Here is a 16,675-nt window from a genome sequence, read left to right on the forward strand (position 1 = left end):
TCAGAAAGGCAGGCACCTCGTTGACACAATGCAACCCTCCCAGCGGCGTGGCTTCATGTGCCCGCTGCGGTAGCGCACTAGCGTGTCATCCGTGACTGTCAACGGTAGGCCGCGTCAGAACGAGGCAGGTGGCATCCCCGTACGATTCGAGGAAGCGCTCCTGTCCCTTCGCGACGCGCCCCGCCCTCGAGGGCTCCTCATGGAGGAGGTGCCCGCCCCCAAGAACCTGGCCCCCTACTCCGCCGCCCTGAGCGCCGAAACCGTTGAGACAGTCGGCGCCACCCCCCTGGCCACCGGACGCTTCGTCGTCCTCCACGACCCCGACGGCCAGGAGGCCTGGAACGGAGACTTCCGCATCGTGGTCCAGGCGCGCGCCCGCATCGATGACGAGATCGGCATGGACCCCGTCTTCGAGTCCGCCGCCTGGAGCTGGCTCACCGACGGCCTGGAGGACTCCCGCGCCGGCTACCACGCGCTGGTCGGAACCGTCACCAGGGTCCTGTCCGAGACCTTCGGCGGACTAACCCTCACCGACTCCTGCGCCCACGCCGAGATCCGGGCATCATGGTCCCCCACGACCCCCCAGCTCGGTCCCCACCTCACCGCCTGGCACGAGCTGCTGCTGGTCGCCTCCGGCCATGAACCAGCCGCAGTCCACCCCCTCACTCTCGCCGGAGCCGGAAGGTGACGCCCCGCCGCACCGGCGTGCCCCGCCCAGCCGTGTCCTCGGCCGTGCCCCGCCCAGCCGTCCCCCCCGGGACGACGGACCACCCCATCAGCCCGCACAACATCGTCGACTACCCCCACCCCCGGGACGGGCTCCCCGAGATCACCGCCACCCCCACCCAGCTGAACCGAGCTGCTCGGCTCCTGGCGGGAGGTCAGGGCCCCGTCGCCGTCGACGCCGAACGGGCCTCCGGCTTCCGCTACGGACAGGACGCCTATCTCATCCAGCTCCGACGAGACGGCGTCGGCACCTTTCTCATCGACCCGGTCACCACCGGGCCCCTGACCGAGCTGGCCACAGCCCTCGACGGACCCGAGTGGATCCTCCACGCCGCCGACCAGGACATCCCCTGCCTGACTGCGCTCGGCCTGAAGACCGCCTCCCTGTTCGACACCGAACTGGCAGCCCGCCTCCTGGGCCGCCAGCACGTGGGGCTCGGCGCCGTCATCGAGGAGACACTGGGACTGCGCCTGGCCAAGGACCACGCGGCAGCGGACTGGTCCACCCGGCCCCTGCCCACCTCCTGGCTCACCTACGCCGCCCTCGACGTCGAGCTGCTCATCGACCTGCGCAACGCCCTGGCCACTGAGCTCAAAACAGCCGGCAAGGAGCAGTGGGCCGCCCAGGAGTTCGAGCACGTGCGCACCAAACCGGCCAGGCCGGCCAAGGTCGACCCATGGCGCAAGACCCCACGAGCAGGAAGCGCTGTACGCTCCCCCCGCTCACTGGCCATCCTGCGCGAGCTGTGGAACTCGCGCGAGCAGCTGGCCGCAGAGCTCGACCGCACCCCCTCCAAGGTCCTGCCCCACCAGGCACTCGTCGCCGCCGCCGTCGCCCGGCCCCGATCACGACGCAAGATGAGCGCCCTCAAGGAGTTCTCCTCCCGCCAGGCCCGCCAGAACCAAGAACGCTGGTGGAGAGCCATCGAACGCGCCCTGGAGCTGCCCGACGACGAGCTTCCCCCCACCCGCGCGCCACTGGCGCCCGGCGAGCTCCCCCACCCGCGCACGTGGCAGCGCCACCACGCCGCGGCCGCCGAGCTGCTCACCGACGTACGCGGCGCCATCAGGCGGCACGCTGAGGAAATCCGCGTGCCCCAGGAACTCCTCCTGACCCCCGGGTGCCAACGTCACCTGGCTTGGGACCTCGGCGAGGAGATCGAGGCCGGACGGACCAGCAGAATCACCGCTCAGGAGATCAGTGAGCGCCTGGCCGCCATGGGAGCCAGACCGTGGCAGATCGAACAGGCCTCCCCCGCCCTCGCGGCAGCACTGGGCTGACAGGTCGCCCACCCGGCGCCTACCACAGTGCGCCGCCCACGGTGACGTGGACGGCGCACGACGGAAGTCTCGCCAAGGAGCTCGGCTCGAGAAACCAGTGGCCTGCGCAGGCCTCAGTGAACCTCGAAACCGTAGGAACGGAAGATGGCGCGAGTGGACTCCACCAGCTCCGGCTCCGGGGGCCTGGTGTCACGAAGCTGGTACGTCAGTCCCAAGGCGTCCCACTTGTCGGTACCCATTTGGTGGAAGGGCAGCACCTCGACACGGCTGACCGAGCCCCAGCGCTCGATGATCCGGGCCACATTGTGGACGTTCTCAGGGTCGTCCGTCAGGTCTGGAACCAGCACGAACCTGGCCCAGATCTCGATCCCCTTAGCCGCCAGACGATCCCCGAAGGTGATGGTCGGAGCCAGGGAGCGCCCCGTCACCTTCTTGTAGGTCTCCTCGTCACCGCTCTTGACGTCGAGCAGGACCAGGTCGATGTCATCGAGCATCTCATCGCTGGCATTGGCGCCCAGGAACCCTGAGGTGTCGATGCAGGTGTGGATGCCCATCTTCTTGGCCCCGGCCAGGAGCTTGCCCGCGAAAGCCGGCTGCATGAGGACCTCACCGCCCGACAGCGTGATCCCGCCCTTGGATGCGCGGAACACCCCCCGGTAGCGGCGCATGCGGCGGAGAAGCTCCGACGCCTCCACAGGTTCCCCGTCCTTCATGAGGAAGGTATCGGGATTATGGCAGTACAGGCACCGCAGGGGGCATCCGTTGAGGAAGACCGTCATCCGCGTGCCGGGACCATCCACCGCGGTCACGAGCTCCCAGGAGTGGATCGAGCCCAGGTCGCCATCGCGCATCCGGGCCAGGCGCTCCGAGCGTTGAAGATCCGTCAGCTCCTCGAGCCCGCCGATACCCGCACCGCGCAAGCGAGCGGCCGGGGCCAGGAAATCCTGGTCCCGACCGCCGTCGCGCACGGTCGTCGTGGCCTGCGTCATGACCGCTCGCCGTGCTCCAGGGCTCAGGCCTGGGAGTGGAAGGTGCGGTGAAGAACGTCAAGCTGCTGCTCGCGAGTCAGCTTGACGAAGTTGACGGCGTAGCCGGAGACACGAACCGTGAGGTTCGGGTAGTTCTCCGGGTGCTCCATCGCGTCCTCGAGGGTGTTGCGGTCCAGGACGTTGATGTTGGCGTGGTACAGGCCCTTGACGCCGCCGTTGTCCTGACGCTGTGCCTTCATGGAGGCGAGGCGCTCTTCGTACGTGGCCATGATGGCCCCTTTCTGAGGTGATGTTATCGATGTGTGAGAAATTGCTGCGGTGTGATCGGCCGGGCGAGCAGCTCGATCAGATCTCGGCGCAGTCGTCGGGGACGAAGCCGGCGTCGAGGATGCCCACGAGGTTGGCGACGCGCTCGTCGAGAGTGCGGCCCAGTCCCTGCGGGGTGATCGTGTTGGTCAGCGAGATGCCGTCGAGAGCGTCGTTGTAGTCGAGCTTGCCGACGCTGAGCATCGAGGCGACCATTCCGTGGGTGTCCATCCCGTTCTCCGGGTTGGCTCCGGGCGAGAAGGGGGTGCCCTTCTGGTGCCCCGAGGGGAAGGAGCCGGTTGCTTTGCCGTAGACCACGTTGGAGGTGATCGTCAGCACCGACTGCGTCGGGATGGCATCCCGGTAGAAGGGCTGGGCCTTGATCTTCGACATGATCGTGTGGACCACGGTGGCCGCGATGTCGTCGGCGCGGTCGTCATCGTTGCCGTAGATCGGGAAGTCGCCCTCGGTGACGTAGTCGACCACCAGGCCGGTCTCGTCGCGAACCGGGGTGACCTTGGCGTACTTGATGGCCGCCAGCGAGTCGGCCACAATCGACAGGCCTGCGATGCCGCAGCCCATGGTGCGCACGATGTCGGAGTCGTGCAGCGCCATCTCGATCGCCTCGTAGGCGTAGCGGTCGTGGCAGTAGTGGATGATGTTGAGGGCCTCGACGTAGGTGGCCACCACCCAGTCAAGCATCTTCTCGTACTTGTCCCAGACCTCATCGAAGTCGAGGGGGCCATCGCCCTCGATGCCGGGCAGACCGGTGACGACCTGCTTGCCGGTCATCTCGTCACGGCCACCGTTGATGGCGTAGAGCAGGGCCTTGGCGGAGTTGACGCGAGCGCCAAAGAACTGCATCTGCTTGCCCACGCGCATCGGGGACACGCAGCAGGCGATCGCGGCGTCGTCGCCCCAGTGCTCACGGATCTGCTCGTCGGCCTCGTACTGGATGGAGGAGGTCGTGATCGAGATGAGGGCGCAGAAGTCCTTGTAGCCCTGCGGCAGGTTCTCATCCCAGAAGATCGTGATGTTCGGCTCCGGGGCCGGCCCGAGGTTGCGCAGGGTCTGCAGCAGGCGGAAGGAGGTCTTGGTGACCAGGGCACGGCCGTCCTCACCGAAACCGGCGTCCGACCAGGTGGCCCAGTAGGGGTCACCGGAGAAGATCTGGTCGTAGTCGATGGTGCGCAGGAAGCGCGTGATGCGCAGCTTCATGACGATGTTGTCGATGAGCTCCTGGGCGCGGGACTCGTCGATGACCCCGTTGCGCAGGTCCCGCTCGAAGTAGATGTCCAGGAAGGCGGACAGGCGGCCGATGCTCATGGCGGCACCGTCCTGGGACTTCACGGAGGCCAGGTAGGCGAAGTAGGTCCACTGGACCGCCTCATGGGAGTTCTTGGCCGGGCCGGAGATGTCGTAGCCGTAGGAGGCGGCCATCACCTTGAGCTTCTTGAGCGCCTTGATCTGCTCGGAGTGCTCCTCGCGGTAGCGGGCCCAGTGCTCGGAGAAGGGCTCGTCGGCCACGGCGTCCTTGGCCTTCTGCTTCTGCTCGATGAGGAAGTCGACGCCGTAGAGCGCCACACGGCGGTAGTCACCAATGATGCGGCCACGGCCGTAGGCATCGGGCAGGCCGGTGATGATGTGGCTCGAGCGCGCCGCGCGGATGCGCGGGGTGTAGATGTCGAAGACCGCGTCGTTGTGGGTCTTGCGGTAGCGGGTGAAGATCTTCTTGACCTCGGGGTCGACCTCCTTGCCCGCCTCCTTGATGGCGGTCTCCACCATGCGCCAGCCGCCGTTGGGCATCATGGCACGGCGCAGCGGGGAGTCCGTCTGCAGGCCAACGATGACGTCGTCATCCTCGCTGATGTAGCCGGCCGGGAACGCGTCGATGTCAGCGGGGGTGTGGGTGTCGACGTCGAGAATGCGGACCTTGCGCTCCTCGGAGAGGTAGTTCTTCTCCAGGGTGTCCCACAGGCGCAGGGTCTTGTCCGTGGCGCCGGCAAGGAACGAGGCGTCACCGTCGTAGGGGGTGTAGTTGCGCTGGATGAAGTCGCGGACGTCAATGTCCTCGGTCCACGGTCCGGTGACAAAGCCCTCCCAGGCGTCATTGCCGCTCGCCGTGGTGGCAGATGTTGTGACCTCAGTGGTCATCCGTGCCCTCCTCATGTGGGTGACCGGAGAGCCACCCGGTTGCGATCGCCCTTGTGAGGCGAGGCGGCACATCGGCGCGCCGTCGGTCTCAGACTAGAACCCAAAGGATGGCTTGTGGGCCACTGGTCCCAAGAAGAGTCGGTTAGATGACTCACAGGCCGATCAACGCCACCGCAATCCAGGACATAAGTCCTTATATCGACCCTCTGGAAGGAAGTGCGTCCCCGGCCGATAACCCCGTCCGGCCTTCGGCAACGGAGACGAATGGAGCCGCGTTCTGCGCACGTCGTCCGACCAAGGCGATTAGGACAGGTGTCCCAACGGCTCCGGGCCCCCGGCCGGGAACCGGAGCCGAGATGCCGTCTCCGCCTCCCTACTCGTTCCCTACTCGGCCCCAAGGTCCTGGTCGGTGCGGGCACCTGCGACGCCGTCGGCCGCTCTGCGGGCCGCCTGGGCGATATCGACCGCGCGCATGCCGAAGTCCTCCATCAGCTGAGCGCGGGTGGCCGTGTCAACGAACCGTCGGGGAATACCGATGCGGCGGAAGACCGGCGAGCCTCCTGTACCGCTGCGGGCGGCCTGGTACTCCTCGACCGCGTCACGCAGCTGGGAACCGATACCCCCGTCGACCAGCCCGTCCTCGACCACGACGACGACATCGACGTCTGCGGCGGCCGCCACGAGAGGAGCCGGAGCCGGGATGACCCAGTGCGGATGCACCACGATGACGGCGCGGCCCTCCTGCTGGAGGAGCCGGCCGGCCTTATAGGCCTCGGCGGCCATGGCGCCCACCCCCACCAGCAGGATGCGCGCGGCGCCAGTCGGCCGCAGACTCTCGAGCAGGACGTCGACGACGTCGAAGGCACAGGGGGCCGGCCAGGCGTCCTCGTGGGCCGGTTCCTCACCGCGCCCTGGGTCCTCCTCTCCCGAACCGAGGCGGCGCAACGCGGTCAATGGCTCGGGCAGCGCGCCCTTGGGATAGCGCACGACGGTGGGGGCGTCGTCAATGCTCACGGCCGTGCGCAGGCTCTCGCGCAGCGTCGCCTCATCGCGGGGGGCTGCCAGGCGCAGGCCCGGAACGTGCGCCAGGAGTGCCATGTCCCACATGCCATTGTGACTGGCCCCGTCGGTTCCCGTGATTCCGGCCCGGTCCAGGACGATCGTCACTCCCGCCCGGTGCAGGGCGACATCCATGAGCACCTGGTCGAAGGCGCGGTTGAGGAAGGTCGCGTAGAGGGCCACCACCGGGTGCATGCCGGCGAAGGCGAGCCCGGCGGAGAAGGTCAGCGCGTGCTGCTCGGCGATGCCGACGTCGACGACCCGCGTAGGCATCGCATCGGCCAGGGGCTGGAGACCCACCGGGGCCTGCATGGCGGCGGTGACCCCGACGATCCTTTTGTCACCGCGGGCCAGGGAGAGGATCTCTTCGGCGAAGACGGCGGTCCAGCCGAAGCGCTCGGCCACCACCGGCAAGCCGGTCTCGGGATGGATCTTCCCCACGGCGTGGAAGCGGTCGGGGACGTGCTCCTCGGCCGGGGTGTAGCCCCGCCCCTTCTCGGTGATGACGTGGACGATGACCGGTTCGGCGTACTCGCGGGCGCGAGTGAGGGCGAACTCGACGGCCGTGATGTCGTGGCCGTCGACCGGGCCGGTGTACTTGATCCCCAGGTCCTCGAAGAAGGCCGAGGGGACGAGGACGTCCTTGAGCCCCTGTTTGAGGCCGTGCAGGGCGTCGAAGGCGGCCCGGCCGGGGACGCCCTGCGACAGGAGGGTGCGCTTGATCCCAGACAGGACGCGCTCGTAGCCGGGATTGGTGCGCAGTGCGTCGAGGTGGTGGGCCAGTCCCCCGATGGTGGGGGCGTAGGAGCGGCCGTTGTCGTTGACGACGATGACCAGGTGGCGATCCGAGGAGTCGGCGATGTTGTCCAGGGCCTCCCAGGCCATTCCCCCGGTCATGGCCCCGTCCCCGATGACGGCGACGACGTGGCGCTCGTCGTGGCCCTGCAGGTGGTTGGCCCGGGCGATGCCGTCAGCCCAGGACAGGGAGGTGGAGGCGTGGGAGTTCTCCACGACGTCGTGGACGGACTCGGCGCGCGACGGGTAGCCGGACAGGCCGCCCCGCTCCCGCAGATGAGTGAAGTCCTGACGGCCGGTGAGCAGCTTGTGGACGTAGGCCTGGTGCCCGGTGTCGAACACGATGGTGTCCCGCGGTGAGCGGAAGGTCCGGTGCAGTGCGATCGTCAGCTCGACGACGCCGAGGTTGGGGCCGAGGTGGCCGCCGGTGCGCGCCACTGAGGCGACAAGATACTGGCGGATCTCCGAGGCGAGCATCACCAGCTGTTCGCTGGTGAGCCGATCGAGGTCGGCGGGCTTGCGCACGCAGGGCAGGAGCGCCTTGCCGGTGGGCCCTCCAGGGCGCTCAGCAGCTGCTGGCACGGTGCGCCTCCTTGAGGAAGGTGGTGACGAGTCGTTTGTGTCGCTCATGAGCAAGCCGGCGGGTCGCCGAGCGGCACTCGGAACAGGGTAGCCGTTGACGCGGCGCAGGTGTCACCTGACTCACCTGACGCGGCCCCTTCCCCGACCTTCCCCGACCCGGTGACCGTGCACGGCTCCCCGGATAGACGCTCCTGAGCGGTCCAAGGGCGCTCGGCATAGCGCCGCGCCGGCCACTGTGCGGCCGCGTGTCACGCGGGTCACGACTGAGCACGTACTGTATGCCTTGGGTGTCGAGCCGTCCGCGCCCACCGCTCCACGGCGTCGTTCCGATCGCCCGACCGCCCCTTAGGACTGCCTTCCAGGAGGAACCATGAGCACCACAGCCCCTTTCGGTACCTGGCCCTCGCCCATCACTCCAGGCACCATCACGACCCGGACGGTCCTGCTCTCCCAGGTCCGTGTAGACGGCGCAGACACCTACTGGGTGGAGCAGCGCGCCTCGCAGGCGGGCCGCAACGTGCTGCTTCGCCGCAACGGCGACGGCCAGATCGGTGAGGTGCTTCCGCTGACGCCCGCCGACGAGCTGGTCGATGTGCGCACCCGGGTGCACGAGTACGGAGGGCGGGCCTACGCCGTCGACAGTGGGATCATCGTTGTCTCGCACGCCGGGGACGGGCGCCTCTACCGGTACGACGTGACGCACCGCATGCGCGGCCTGGTCCCGCTCACGATCTACGGCGACGTACGACACGGCGACCTGGAGGTCGACACGGGCCGGGGACTGGTCTACGCCGTCCGCGAGGACCACCGAGGCGACGGCGAGGCCGTGAACACCCTGGTGGCGATTCCTCTGGACGGCTCGGCCGCCCGCGATGACTCCCGCGTGCGCACGCTGGTGTCGGGTACGGACTTCGTGGTCGCCCCGACGCTGTCCCCCGACGGCGAGCACCTGGCCTGGATCACCTGGGACCACCCGGGGATGCCGTGGGACAACGCCTGCCTGCACGTGGGAGACCTCGGCCAGGACGGGACTCTCGGCGAGCAGACGCGGGTGGATGGCGGCGACGGGCACTCGGTCTCCGAGCCCCGCTGGACCGAGGAGTGCGAGCTGGTGCACGGCTCCAACGCCTCGGGCTTCTGGAACCTCTACCGCACCGAGGGCTTCCCGGTGCGCGGCACCAACCGCGCCGGCTGGTCGGAGAAGCTGCGCACCCGGCCCCTGCACCCGGCCGAGGCCACCTTCACCAACCCGGCCTGGCAGCTGGGGCCGCACTCCTTCGACGTGCTCGACTCCGAGCACATCATCACCTCATGGGCCCATGACGCGATCTCGCACCTGGGGACCATCAAGCTCGCCAACGGGGAGCTCGAGGAGTGGAACGTGGGGTGGCAGCCGATCGGCAACGTCGCCTCCAACGCGGGTCGCGTCGTCATGCTGGCCTCCAACGAGATGTCGATGCCCAGCATCGTGGAGGTCAAGAACGGCACCGTGCAGGTGCTGCGCGGCTCGGGCGAGTTCGTGCCTGAGGGGGCCGGAGTGTCTTTCCCCGAGCCGGTCTCCTGGCCCACGAGCGACGGCGCCACCGCCCACGGCTTCTACTACCCGCCGACCTCGGCCTCCCACACGGGCCCCGACGGCGAGCTGGCGCCGCTGATCGTCAACGTCCACGGCGGGCCGACGGCCACGGCCGTCCCCGGCTACGACTTGCGTATCCAGTACTGGACCAGTCGGGGCTTCGGCTACCTGGATGTCAACTACCGCGGCTCCATGGGCTACGGGACGGGTTACCGTAAGGCCCTGGAGGGCAAATGGGGCGTCTACGACGTCGACGACTGTGTCAACGGGGCCCAGCACCTGGTTGACGCCGGGCTCGTGGACCCACGCCGTATCGCGATCCGTGGAGGTTCGGCCGGGGGCTTCACGGTGCTGTCGGCCATCACCCGCTCCTCGGTGTTCACGGCGGCCAGCTCCTGCTTCGGCGTGACCGATCTCAAGAGGCTGGTGCGCACCACCCACAAGTTCGAGTCGCACTACATCGGCCAGCTCGTGGGCACCCAGGACATCGACGACCCGGTACTCGATGAGCGCAGCCCCATCAACCACATCGAGGACATCAACGTTCCGCTGCTGCTCATCCAGGGCTCGGAGGATCCGATCGTCCCGGCCGAGCAGGCCACCGCCATGTACGAGGCCCTCAAGGAGGCCGGCGCACCGGTGGCCTTGGAGGTTTTCCAGGGCGAGGGCCATGGCTTCCGTCTGGCAGCGAACATCCGGCGGCGTTATGAGGCTGAGCTCAGCTTCTACCGGCAGGTGTGGAGGATCGGCGCAGCCTCCTCCCAGGCCGACGGGCGGGGTGAGGAGGAGACCTTCACGGTCAAGGTGGAGAACCTGCACTGATGGATCGCGTGTGGAAGAAGCTGTCTGGCCCCCTGTCGCGGCGCACAGGCAGCCTCTTCCGCCATCATCGTTTCGGCCTCTACATCCTGGCAGTGCTGGTAGGGCTCGCCTCGGGCCTGGGGGCGGTGCTGTTCCGGCTGGGGATCGACGCCTGGTCCCGGCTGCTGAGCGGAGCTGACGACTACACCGTGTCGATGGGGCCCTCGGTTGGGCTCCTGGCGCCTTTGGGGACCTGGTTCGTCCTGGTCGCCCCGGTGCTCTCCGGTCTCCTGACAGGACCATTAATGTCCCGACTGGGCCACACCCCCACGGGCCACGGGGTGGCCGGCGTCATCTGGTCGGCTCGCCACGGCGACGGCACCATGGTGCCCCTGCCGGCTCTGGCCGCGACGACGTCGGCCGCGTTGACGATCGGCGGCGGAGGCTCGGTCGGTCCGGAAGGGCCGATCGCCGAGCTGGGCGCGTCGACGGCGAACATCATCGGACGGGGGCTGCGGCTGCCCAGGTCCTCGATCCGTCACCTGGCGGCCGCCGGGACGGCCGCCGGCATCGCCGCCGCCTTCAACGCGCCGCTGGCGGGGACCTTCTTCGCCCTGGAGGTCATCCTCATGGGCTTCAGCGCCGACGCCTTCATCGTCATTGTCCTGGCCTGTGTCTCCTCGACGGTCCTGTCGCACCACCTGCTGGGGACGACGCTGTCGCTGTCGCTTCCCTACCTGGATCTGTCCGGCGATGCCCAGCTGGGCTGGGTCGCGCTGCTGGGAGTCGTGGGCGGGGGCGTCGGTATCGGCTTCATGCGTCTTCGCTTCGTCATCCTCGACGCCCTGACCCGCGCCTGGCAGCGGCTGGGCGTTCCGATCTGGGCGCGTCCGGGCATCGGCGGGCTCGCGGTCGGTGCGACTCTCCTGATTCTGCCCGAGATGTACGGCGAGTCGTCAGCCACTCTCAACCGGGCGCTGGCGGGACGCTACGCCCTGACGCTGCTGCTGGTGCTGTGCGTGGCCAAGATGCTGGCGACCTCCTTGACCCTGGGGATGGGTTTCATCGGCGGGGTGTTCGCCCCGTCCCTGTTCATCGGTGGGACGCTCGGCGCGGCCTTCGGCACCCTTGTGGCTCCCAGCTACGCGCCGGCCGCCGGGGTCTTCGGGGTGATCGGTATGGGAGCGGTCTTCGCCGGTGCGGCTCGCGCCCCGATGACGGCGGTCCTGCTCATCATCGAGATGACCGGGCAGCACGCGCTGCTGGTGCCCCTCATGCTGGCCACGGTACTGGCTACCTTCATCAGCAGGTTCCTGTCACGCGGCACGTTGTTCACCGAGGAGCTGCGTCGTCGCGGAGAGGATGTCGAGGACCCGATGGCCACCACGCTCCTGGGGCGCACCCACGCCTCCCGGCTCATGGTGGACCCGCCCGACGTGCTCCAGGCCACGGCGCCGCTCAGCCAGGCCGCCTCCGTGATGAGCCGGCGTGGCATCTCAGCCCTGCCCGTAGTCGCCGGCGGACAGGACGGCACCGGCGAGCTGCTTGGTTGTGTGACGGCCGCTCAGCTCGCCGGAACGATCCTGAGCGACGAGTCCGACGACGCCTCTGCCCGGCCGGCGACGCTGGCGGACCTGTCGCTGGTCCGCGACCGTCTGCACTGCGAGGACGAGGCGACCGATGTGCTTCAGGCCCTGACCGGTACCCGCCTGGAGGGGCTTCCGGTGGTTGCCCGCGCCGCCGGTTCCGGTGCGGAGGAGCTGGTGGGCTGGGTGTCCCACAGGATCGTCGTCGAACGGCTCTACGAGGTCCAGGCGCAGGCCCGTGCAGCCGCCGCCACCTACACCTCCTGGGGCTCACGGCTTCAGGACAAGTGGCACTCCCGCTCCGTTCCTCCGCGCAGAATCGGAAGGATCAGCCGCATCAGCCGAATCAGCCCGCGCAGCTCGCGCCGTTCCCGGCGCCGATAAGAGTCCGCCGGGGCTCGACGCGCTCAGAAGCCGTTCAGGGCACGCCGTAGCGCCTCACCGATCCCGACCACTGCGCGGAGTCTTGTGAGTCCGGCCCTCCTGAACCGCCCGCGCCTTCTCGGTGATGCTCTCGGTGAGGGTGTCGGACAGCTCGGTGATGCGCTCGGCATTGGCCACGATGCGCCGGGGGTCGGACATCCACATCCACGCAGCGGCGACCACCGGGAGGATCGCCGGCAGGTAGCACCGGGACCGGCCCCAGTGGGCCCACACCGAGTCGTTGAGCTCGCCGGGCGAGGAGGCGGGCAGGGTGAGGATGCCGATGAGCACCGCCATGGTGGCCAGTGCCCCCAGGCACATCCAGCCGATGTTGCGCATCCGGCGCCCGTTGTGGGCCACGCAGACGGCCAGCAGGATGTACAGGCCGCCCCCCAGCAGGTTGAGGGACCAGACCGCGGGCTCCTCATCGGGGCTTCTCAGCAGCGTCGTCAGGGAGGGGACAAGAACGACCGCCCCGAAGACGGCGAAGATGCCGACCAGGATCCGCCCCCACCCGTACGCGGGACGACGGGTGTCCTGAACCGGACGTACCGATGAGCGCTCGTCCATGAGGAACGACCTTTCCATGTGATGACCTTCGGCACGCGCAGCACCGGTTCAACCTCCAACCAATGCCAGAACGTTACTATTCACAACGTGAGCACCATTAAGTTGACCAAATCCCTGAACGCACGCGCCTCGGCGGAGGATGACCGCAAGGATACCGACCTCAGCAGTCAGGCCGAGGTCGACACGGTCGAGGAGACCGAGAGCTCCGAGGCTCCCGCCGCCAGGGACGGAGCCGGCTCGACAGATACCGACGCCGCCGAGCAGGTCCTGAAGCAGGACTCCGACGGCGACGAGGAGACCTCCGAGGCCCAGGAGGACGATACCGACGGTGCCACCGCCACGGGCAGCGGATCCGATGCGCCGTCCGGAGTCGGGCCTGATGACGCCTCCGGCACCGAGGCCGACGTGCTCGTCCTGGCCGCAGCGCCGGGCCGGGACGAGGCCGAGGCACCCGAGATCCTCCTGGAGGGCCTCCAGCCGCCCTCGAGCACCGCCCTGGAGGACCTGGACATCAACGCACTCGTGACCCTGCTGCCGTCTCTGGGCTTCTCAGGCGCCCAGGACTCCGTGGTGCGCTTGCCCTCCTCCTCGGTGACCGGCCAGGACTACCGGGGACCGGCGACGATCCTCGTGGTCGGCGTCGGAACAGGCTGGGCCGACACCGACCCGCTCGCCGTCATCACCGACGACGAGGCCGCACTGGGCTACGACCAGACCGGTCTCCTGCGCCGGGCCGCCGGACGCGCCACCCGAGCACTGGCCGGGACCGACTCCGCGGTCCTGGCACTGCCCGCGCTCTGCGAGGAGCAGCTCGCCGCCGTCGTGCACGGAGCCGCTCTGGGCGCCTACTCCTGGAGCGCGACGAAGAACGAGGACCGCCCCGGCCAGGAGAAGACCTCGAAGTGGACCTCCCCGCTCAAGAGCATCTTCATCGTCTCCCCCCTGGCCGACACCCCCGAGGGGCAGGAGGCGATGGCGGGAGCACTGGCGCTGGCCCAGGCCACGGCGCTGACCCGGGATCTGGTCAACGAGCCGCCGAACCGACTGACTCCGCAGGTCTTCGCCGAGAGGGCCCGCGCAGCCGGGCAGGCGGCCGGCATCCGTGTAGAGATCTGGGACGCCCCGGCACTGGTCGAGCAGGGCTTCGGGGGGATCCTCGGCGTGGCTCAGGGCTCGGTGCACCCGGCGCGCCTGGTCCGTCTGGAGTGGTCGCCGGTGCATGCAGCCGAGGCCGCCGGCGGGCGGGCGAGTTCACAGGCCGAGGGCGACGGCGCAGCCGGCCGCCCCAAGCACGTCGCCCTCATCGGCAAGGGCATCACCTTCGACTCCGGCGGCCTGTCCCTCAAGCCGGCCTCCTCCATGCCGGAGATGAAGTCAGACATGGCGGGGGCCGCCACCGTGCTGGGCGCCATCGTCACGGCCGCGCGCCTGGCGCTTCCGATCCGCGTCACCGCGTGGCTGGCGCTGGCCGAGAACATGCCCGGGGCCGACGCCCAGCGCCCCAGCGATGTCATCACGATGTTCGACGGCACCACCGTGGAGGTGACCAACACCGACGCCGAGGGCCGCCTGGTCATGGCCGACGCCCTGGCCCGGGCCGTCACGGAGGAGCCCGATGCCGTCCTGGACGTGGCCACCCTCACCGGGGCGCAGATCGTGGCCCTGGGCGATCACGTGGCCGCCGTCATGGGGACACCGGACCTTCGAGAGGAGGTCGTCGCCGCGGCGCAGCGGGCGGGAGAGTCCTTCTGGCCGATGCCGCTGCCCGCGCACCTGCGTGCCACCCTGGACTCGCCCTTCGCCGACCTGCGCAACACCAAGGTCGGCTCGCGCGCCGGCGGGATGCTCTCGGCCGGGCTGTTCCTGCGCGAGTTCGTCGGGCGGCGGCCATGGGCCCACCTCGACATCGCAGGCCCCGCCTACAACGACTCCTCGCCTTGGGGACTGACTCCGACCGGCGGGACGGGCATGGGGGTCTCCACTCTGGTGGAGCTGCTCCGTTCTCTGTCCGCCGAGGTCAGCATCCTTTCCTGAACCCTCGTTCGTCGGAGACGGGTCGACGGCACCCGTGCCGGGGCCTTGCGTAAACGCCCCGGCACGGTTCGTTGTCAGTACCGCCCATGTACAGTGATGCGTCTCACCCCGTTTTCAGGACTCTGGTCCCTCAACAGCAACCCCCCTGGCTCCTGTACGCCCTCTTCAGATGGAACAATGGCCCCGTGCCGAGCCGCCCTCCGTGGGCGACATGACCAAGCAACAAGGAGTGAGTTCGTGACAGAGACCGTCTACGACATGGTCATTCTGGGCGCGGGATCGGGGGGCTACGCTGCCGCCCTGCGTGGCGCCCAGCTGGGCCTCAAGGTCGCCCTGATCGAGGCGGACAAGCTGGGGGGCACGTGCCTCCACCGCGGCTGCGTGCCCACCAAGGCCTTGCTGCATGCCGCCGAGACCGCCGATGCCGTGCGCGAGGCCGCCACGGTGGGCATCAAGGCCGCTTTCGAGGGCGTGGACATGCCGGGAGTCCAGAAGTACAAGAACAGCATCGTCTCGCGGATGCACAAGGGCCTTGAGGGCCTGGTCTCCTCGCGGGGCATCGACCTGATCCAGGGCTGGGGACGTCTGGTTGCTGCCGACGCCGTCGACGTTGACGGTCGCCGCATCACCGGCCGCAACGTGATCCTCGCTTCCGGCTCCTACTCCAAGACCATCGGGCAGGAGATCTCCGGAGGCGTCATCACCTCCGAGGAGGCCCTGGAGATGGACCACGTCCCCGCTTCGGCAGTGATCCTGGGCGGCGGCGTCATCGGGGTGGAGTTCGCCTCGGCCTGGGCCTCCATGGGCAGCCAGGTCACCATCATCGAGGGGCTGCCCCACCTGGTGCCCAACGAGGACGAGGCGATCTCCAAGCAGCTCGAGCGTGCCTTCCGCAAGCGCAAGATCACCTTCCGCACCAACACGATGTTCGAGTCGGTTGAGCGCCACGACGGTGGGGTGACCGTGCGCACCCAGGACGGCAAGACCCACGAGGCCGAGGTCCTCCTCATCGCCGTGGGCCGCGGACCGGCCACGACCAACCTGGGCTACGAGGAGGTCGGGGTCTCCATGGACCGCGGCTTCGTCCTGGCCGACGAATACGGCCGCACCAATGTCCCCGGCGTGTGGGCGGTGGGCGACATCGTTCCCGGCGTCCAGCTCGCCCACCGCGGCTTCGCCCAGGGCATTGTCGTGGCGGAGAAGATCGCGGGCCTGGACCCCACGCCGGTCAACGACGTCCTGGTCCCCAAGGTCACCTTCTGCGAGCCCGAGATCGCCTCGGTGGGGCTGTCGGAGGCCAAGGCCGCCGAGATCCACGGCAAGGACAACATCACCACCGCCGAGTTCAACGTGGCAGGCAACGCCAAGAGCCAGATCCTGGGGACCCAGGGCTTCGTCAAGCTCGTCTCCCTCAAGGACGGCCCCATCGTGGGCTTCCACGCCATCGGTGCCCGCATGGGAGAGCAGGTCGGAGAGGGCCAGCTCATGGTGTCCTGGGAGGCCGACGCCGACGACGTCGCCTCCCTGGTCCACGCCCACCCCACCCAGAACGAGACCCTCGGCGAGGCCGCCATGGTCCTCGCCGGCAAGCCGCTGCACAACCACGGCTGATCCAGCTAGACGAGAGTAAGGAAGACAGCAATGTCAGAGTCCGTGAAGATGCCCGCCCTGGGTGAGTCCGTCACCGAGGGGACGGTCTCCTCCTGGCTCAAGGCCGTGGGAGACACCGTCGAGGCCGACGAGCCCCTGCTGGAGGTCGCCACCGACAAGGTCGACACCGAGGTCCCCTCCCC

Annotated in this window: 12 protein-coding genes; 7 read left to right on the forward strand and 5 right to left on the reverse strand. The window is 68.8% G+C overall.

Going from position 1 to position 16,675, the window contains the following annotated elements:
• Positions 1-82: 82 nt before the first annotated feature.
• Together RIV14_RS02795 and RIV14_RS02800 are read left to right on the forward strand one after the other, a co-directional pair.
• Positions 83-688: a DUF3000 domain-containing protein gene (locus RIV14_RS02795; RefSeq protein ID WP_075372271.1), complete on the forward strand. Its 606-nt coding sequence runs from the start codon at positions 83-85 to the stop codon at positions 686-688.
• 44 nt (positions 689-732) lie between these two features.
• Positions 733-2,007: an HRDC domain-containing protein gene (locus tag RIV14_RS02800; RefSeq protein ID WP_178387854.1), complete on the forward strand. Its 1,275-nt coding sequence runs from the start codon at positions 733-735 to the stop codon at positions 2,005-2,007.
• A gap of 113 nt (positions 2,008-2,120) precedes the next feature.
• Here the strand turns inward: RIV14_RS02800 and pflA are convergent, their stop codons facing one another.
• From pflA to dxs, 4 genes are all read right to left on the reverse strand, one after another.
• Positions 2,121-2,996 carry a pyruvate formate-lyase-activating protein gene (gene pflA, locus RIV14_RS02805; protein WP_075372270.1) on the reverse strand — a complete coding sequence of 292 codons (876 nt, stop codon included), beginning with the start codon at positions 2,994-2,996 and terminating at the stop codon, positions 2,121-2,123.
• Between the two features lie 23 nt (positions 2,997-3,019).
• Positions 3,020-3,265: an autonomous glycyl radical cofactor GrcA2 gene (grcA2, locus tag RIV14_RS02810; protein WP_009406209.1), complete on the reverse strand. Its 246-nt coding sequence runs from the start codon at positions 3,263-3,265 to the stop codon at positions 3,020-3,022.
• A 76-nt stretch (positions 3,266-3,341) separates the two neighbouring features.
• The gene (pflB, locus tag RIV14_RS02815; RefSeq protein ID WP_075372269.1) at positions 3,342-5,456 is read right to left on the reverse strand and encodes a formate C-acetyltransferase; all 2,115 of its coding nucleotides are present in this window, start codon (positions 5,454-5,456) and stop codon (positions 3,342-3,344) included.
• Positions 5,457-5,840: 384 nt separating this feature from the next.
• Positions 5,841-7,892 carry a 1-deoxy-D-xylulose-5-phosphate synthase gene (dxs, locus tag RIV14_RS02820; protein WP_075372268.1) on the reverse strand — a complete coding sequence of 684 codons (2,052 nt, stop codon included), beginning with the start codon at positions 7,890-7,892 and terminating at the stop codon, positions 5,841-5,843.
• 370 nt (positions 7,893-8,262) lie between these two features.
• Between dxs and RIV14_RS02825 the strand changes: the two genes are divergently transcribed.
• Together RIV14_RS02825 and RIV14_RS02830 are read left to right on the forward strand one after the other, a co-directional pair.
• Positions 8,263-10,290, forward strand: coding sequence for an alpha/beta hydrolase family protein (locus RIV14_RS02825; protein WP_075372267.1), 2,028 nt, complete (start codon positions 8,263-8,265; stop codon positions 10,288-10,290).
• Positions 10,290-12,239, forward strand: coding sequence for a chloride channel protein (locus RIV14_RS02830; RefSeq protein WP_075372266.1), 1,950 nt, complete (start codon positions 10,290-10,292; stop codon positions 12,237-12,239). Before RIV14_RS02825 ends, RIV14_RS02830 begins: the two co-directional genes overlap by 1 nt.
• Before the next feature lie 54 nt (positions 12,240-12,293).
• Here the strand turns inward: RIV14_RS02830 and RIV14_RS02835 are convergent, their stop codons facing one another.
• Entirely contained in the window at positions 12,294-12,848 is a 555-nt protein-coding gene (locus RIV14_RS02835; RefSeq protein ID WP_075372265.1) for a hypothetical protein, read from the reverse strand.
• A gap of 21 nt (positions 12,849-12,869) precedes the next feature.
• On the opposite strand from RIV14_RS02835, the gene RIV14_RS02840 reads away from it, so the two are divergent.
• The 3 genes from RIV14_RS02840 to RIV14_RS02850 all read left to right on the forward strand — a co-directional run.
• Entirely contained in the window at positions 12,870-14,882 is a 2,013-nt protein-coding gene (locus RIV14_RS02840; RefSeq protein ID WP_075372264.1) for a leucyl aminopeptidase, read from the forward strand.
• Positions 14,883-15,119: 237 nt separating this feature from the next.
• Complete coding sequence (gene lpdA / locus RIV14_RS02845) at positions 15,120-16,493, forward strand: dihydrolipoyl dehydrogenase (RefSeq protein ID WP_075372263.1); 1,374 nt, start codon at positions 15,120-15,122, stop codon at positions 16,491-16,493.
• Between the two features lie 30 nt (positions 16,494-16,523).
• On the forward strand, positions 16,524-16,675 hold a 152-nt coding region (locus RIV14_RS02850), incomplete at its 3' end, for a biotin/lipoyl-containing protein (protein WP_024036601.1).

The sequence above is a fragment of the Actinomyces acetigenes genome, from assembly GCF_031296635.1.
In the GTDB taxonomy this organism is placed as follows: domain Bacteria; phylum Actinomycetota; class Actinomycetes; order Actinomycetales; family Actinomycetaceae; genus Actinomyces; species Actinomyces acetigenes.

Bases quoted from the DNA above. Each gene is read 5' to 3' on its own strand.
- RIV14_RS02835 (WP_075372265.1), bottom strand. From the start codon at position 12,848: ATGGACGAGCGCTCATCGGTACGTCCGGTTCAGGACACCCGTCGTCCC.
- pflA (WP_075372270.1), bottom strand. From the start codon at position 2,996: ATGACGCAGGCCACGACGACCGTGCGCGACGGCGGTCGGGACCAGGAT.
- RIV14_RS02830 (WP_075372266.1), top strand. From the start codon at position 10,290: ATGGATCGCGTGTGGAAGAAGCTGTCTGGCCCCCTGTCGCGGCGCACA.
- RIV14_RS02825 (WP_075372267.1), top strand. From the start codon at position 8,263: ATGAGCACCACAGCCCCTTTCGGTACCTGGCCCTCGCCCATCACTCCA.
- pflB (WP_075372269.1), bottom strand. From the start codon at position 5,456: ATGACCACTGAGGTCACAACATCTGCCACCACGGCGAGCGGCAATGAC.
- grcA2 (WP_009406209.1), bottom strand. From the start codon at position 3,265: ATGGCCACGTACGAAGAGCGCCTCGCCTCCATGAAGGCACAGCGTCAG.
- RIV14_RS02840 (WP_075372264.1), top strand. From the start codon at position 12,870: ATGACCTTCGGCACGCGCAGCACCGGTTCAACCTCCAACCAATGCCAG.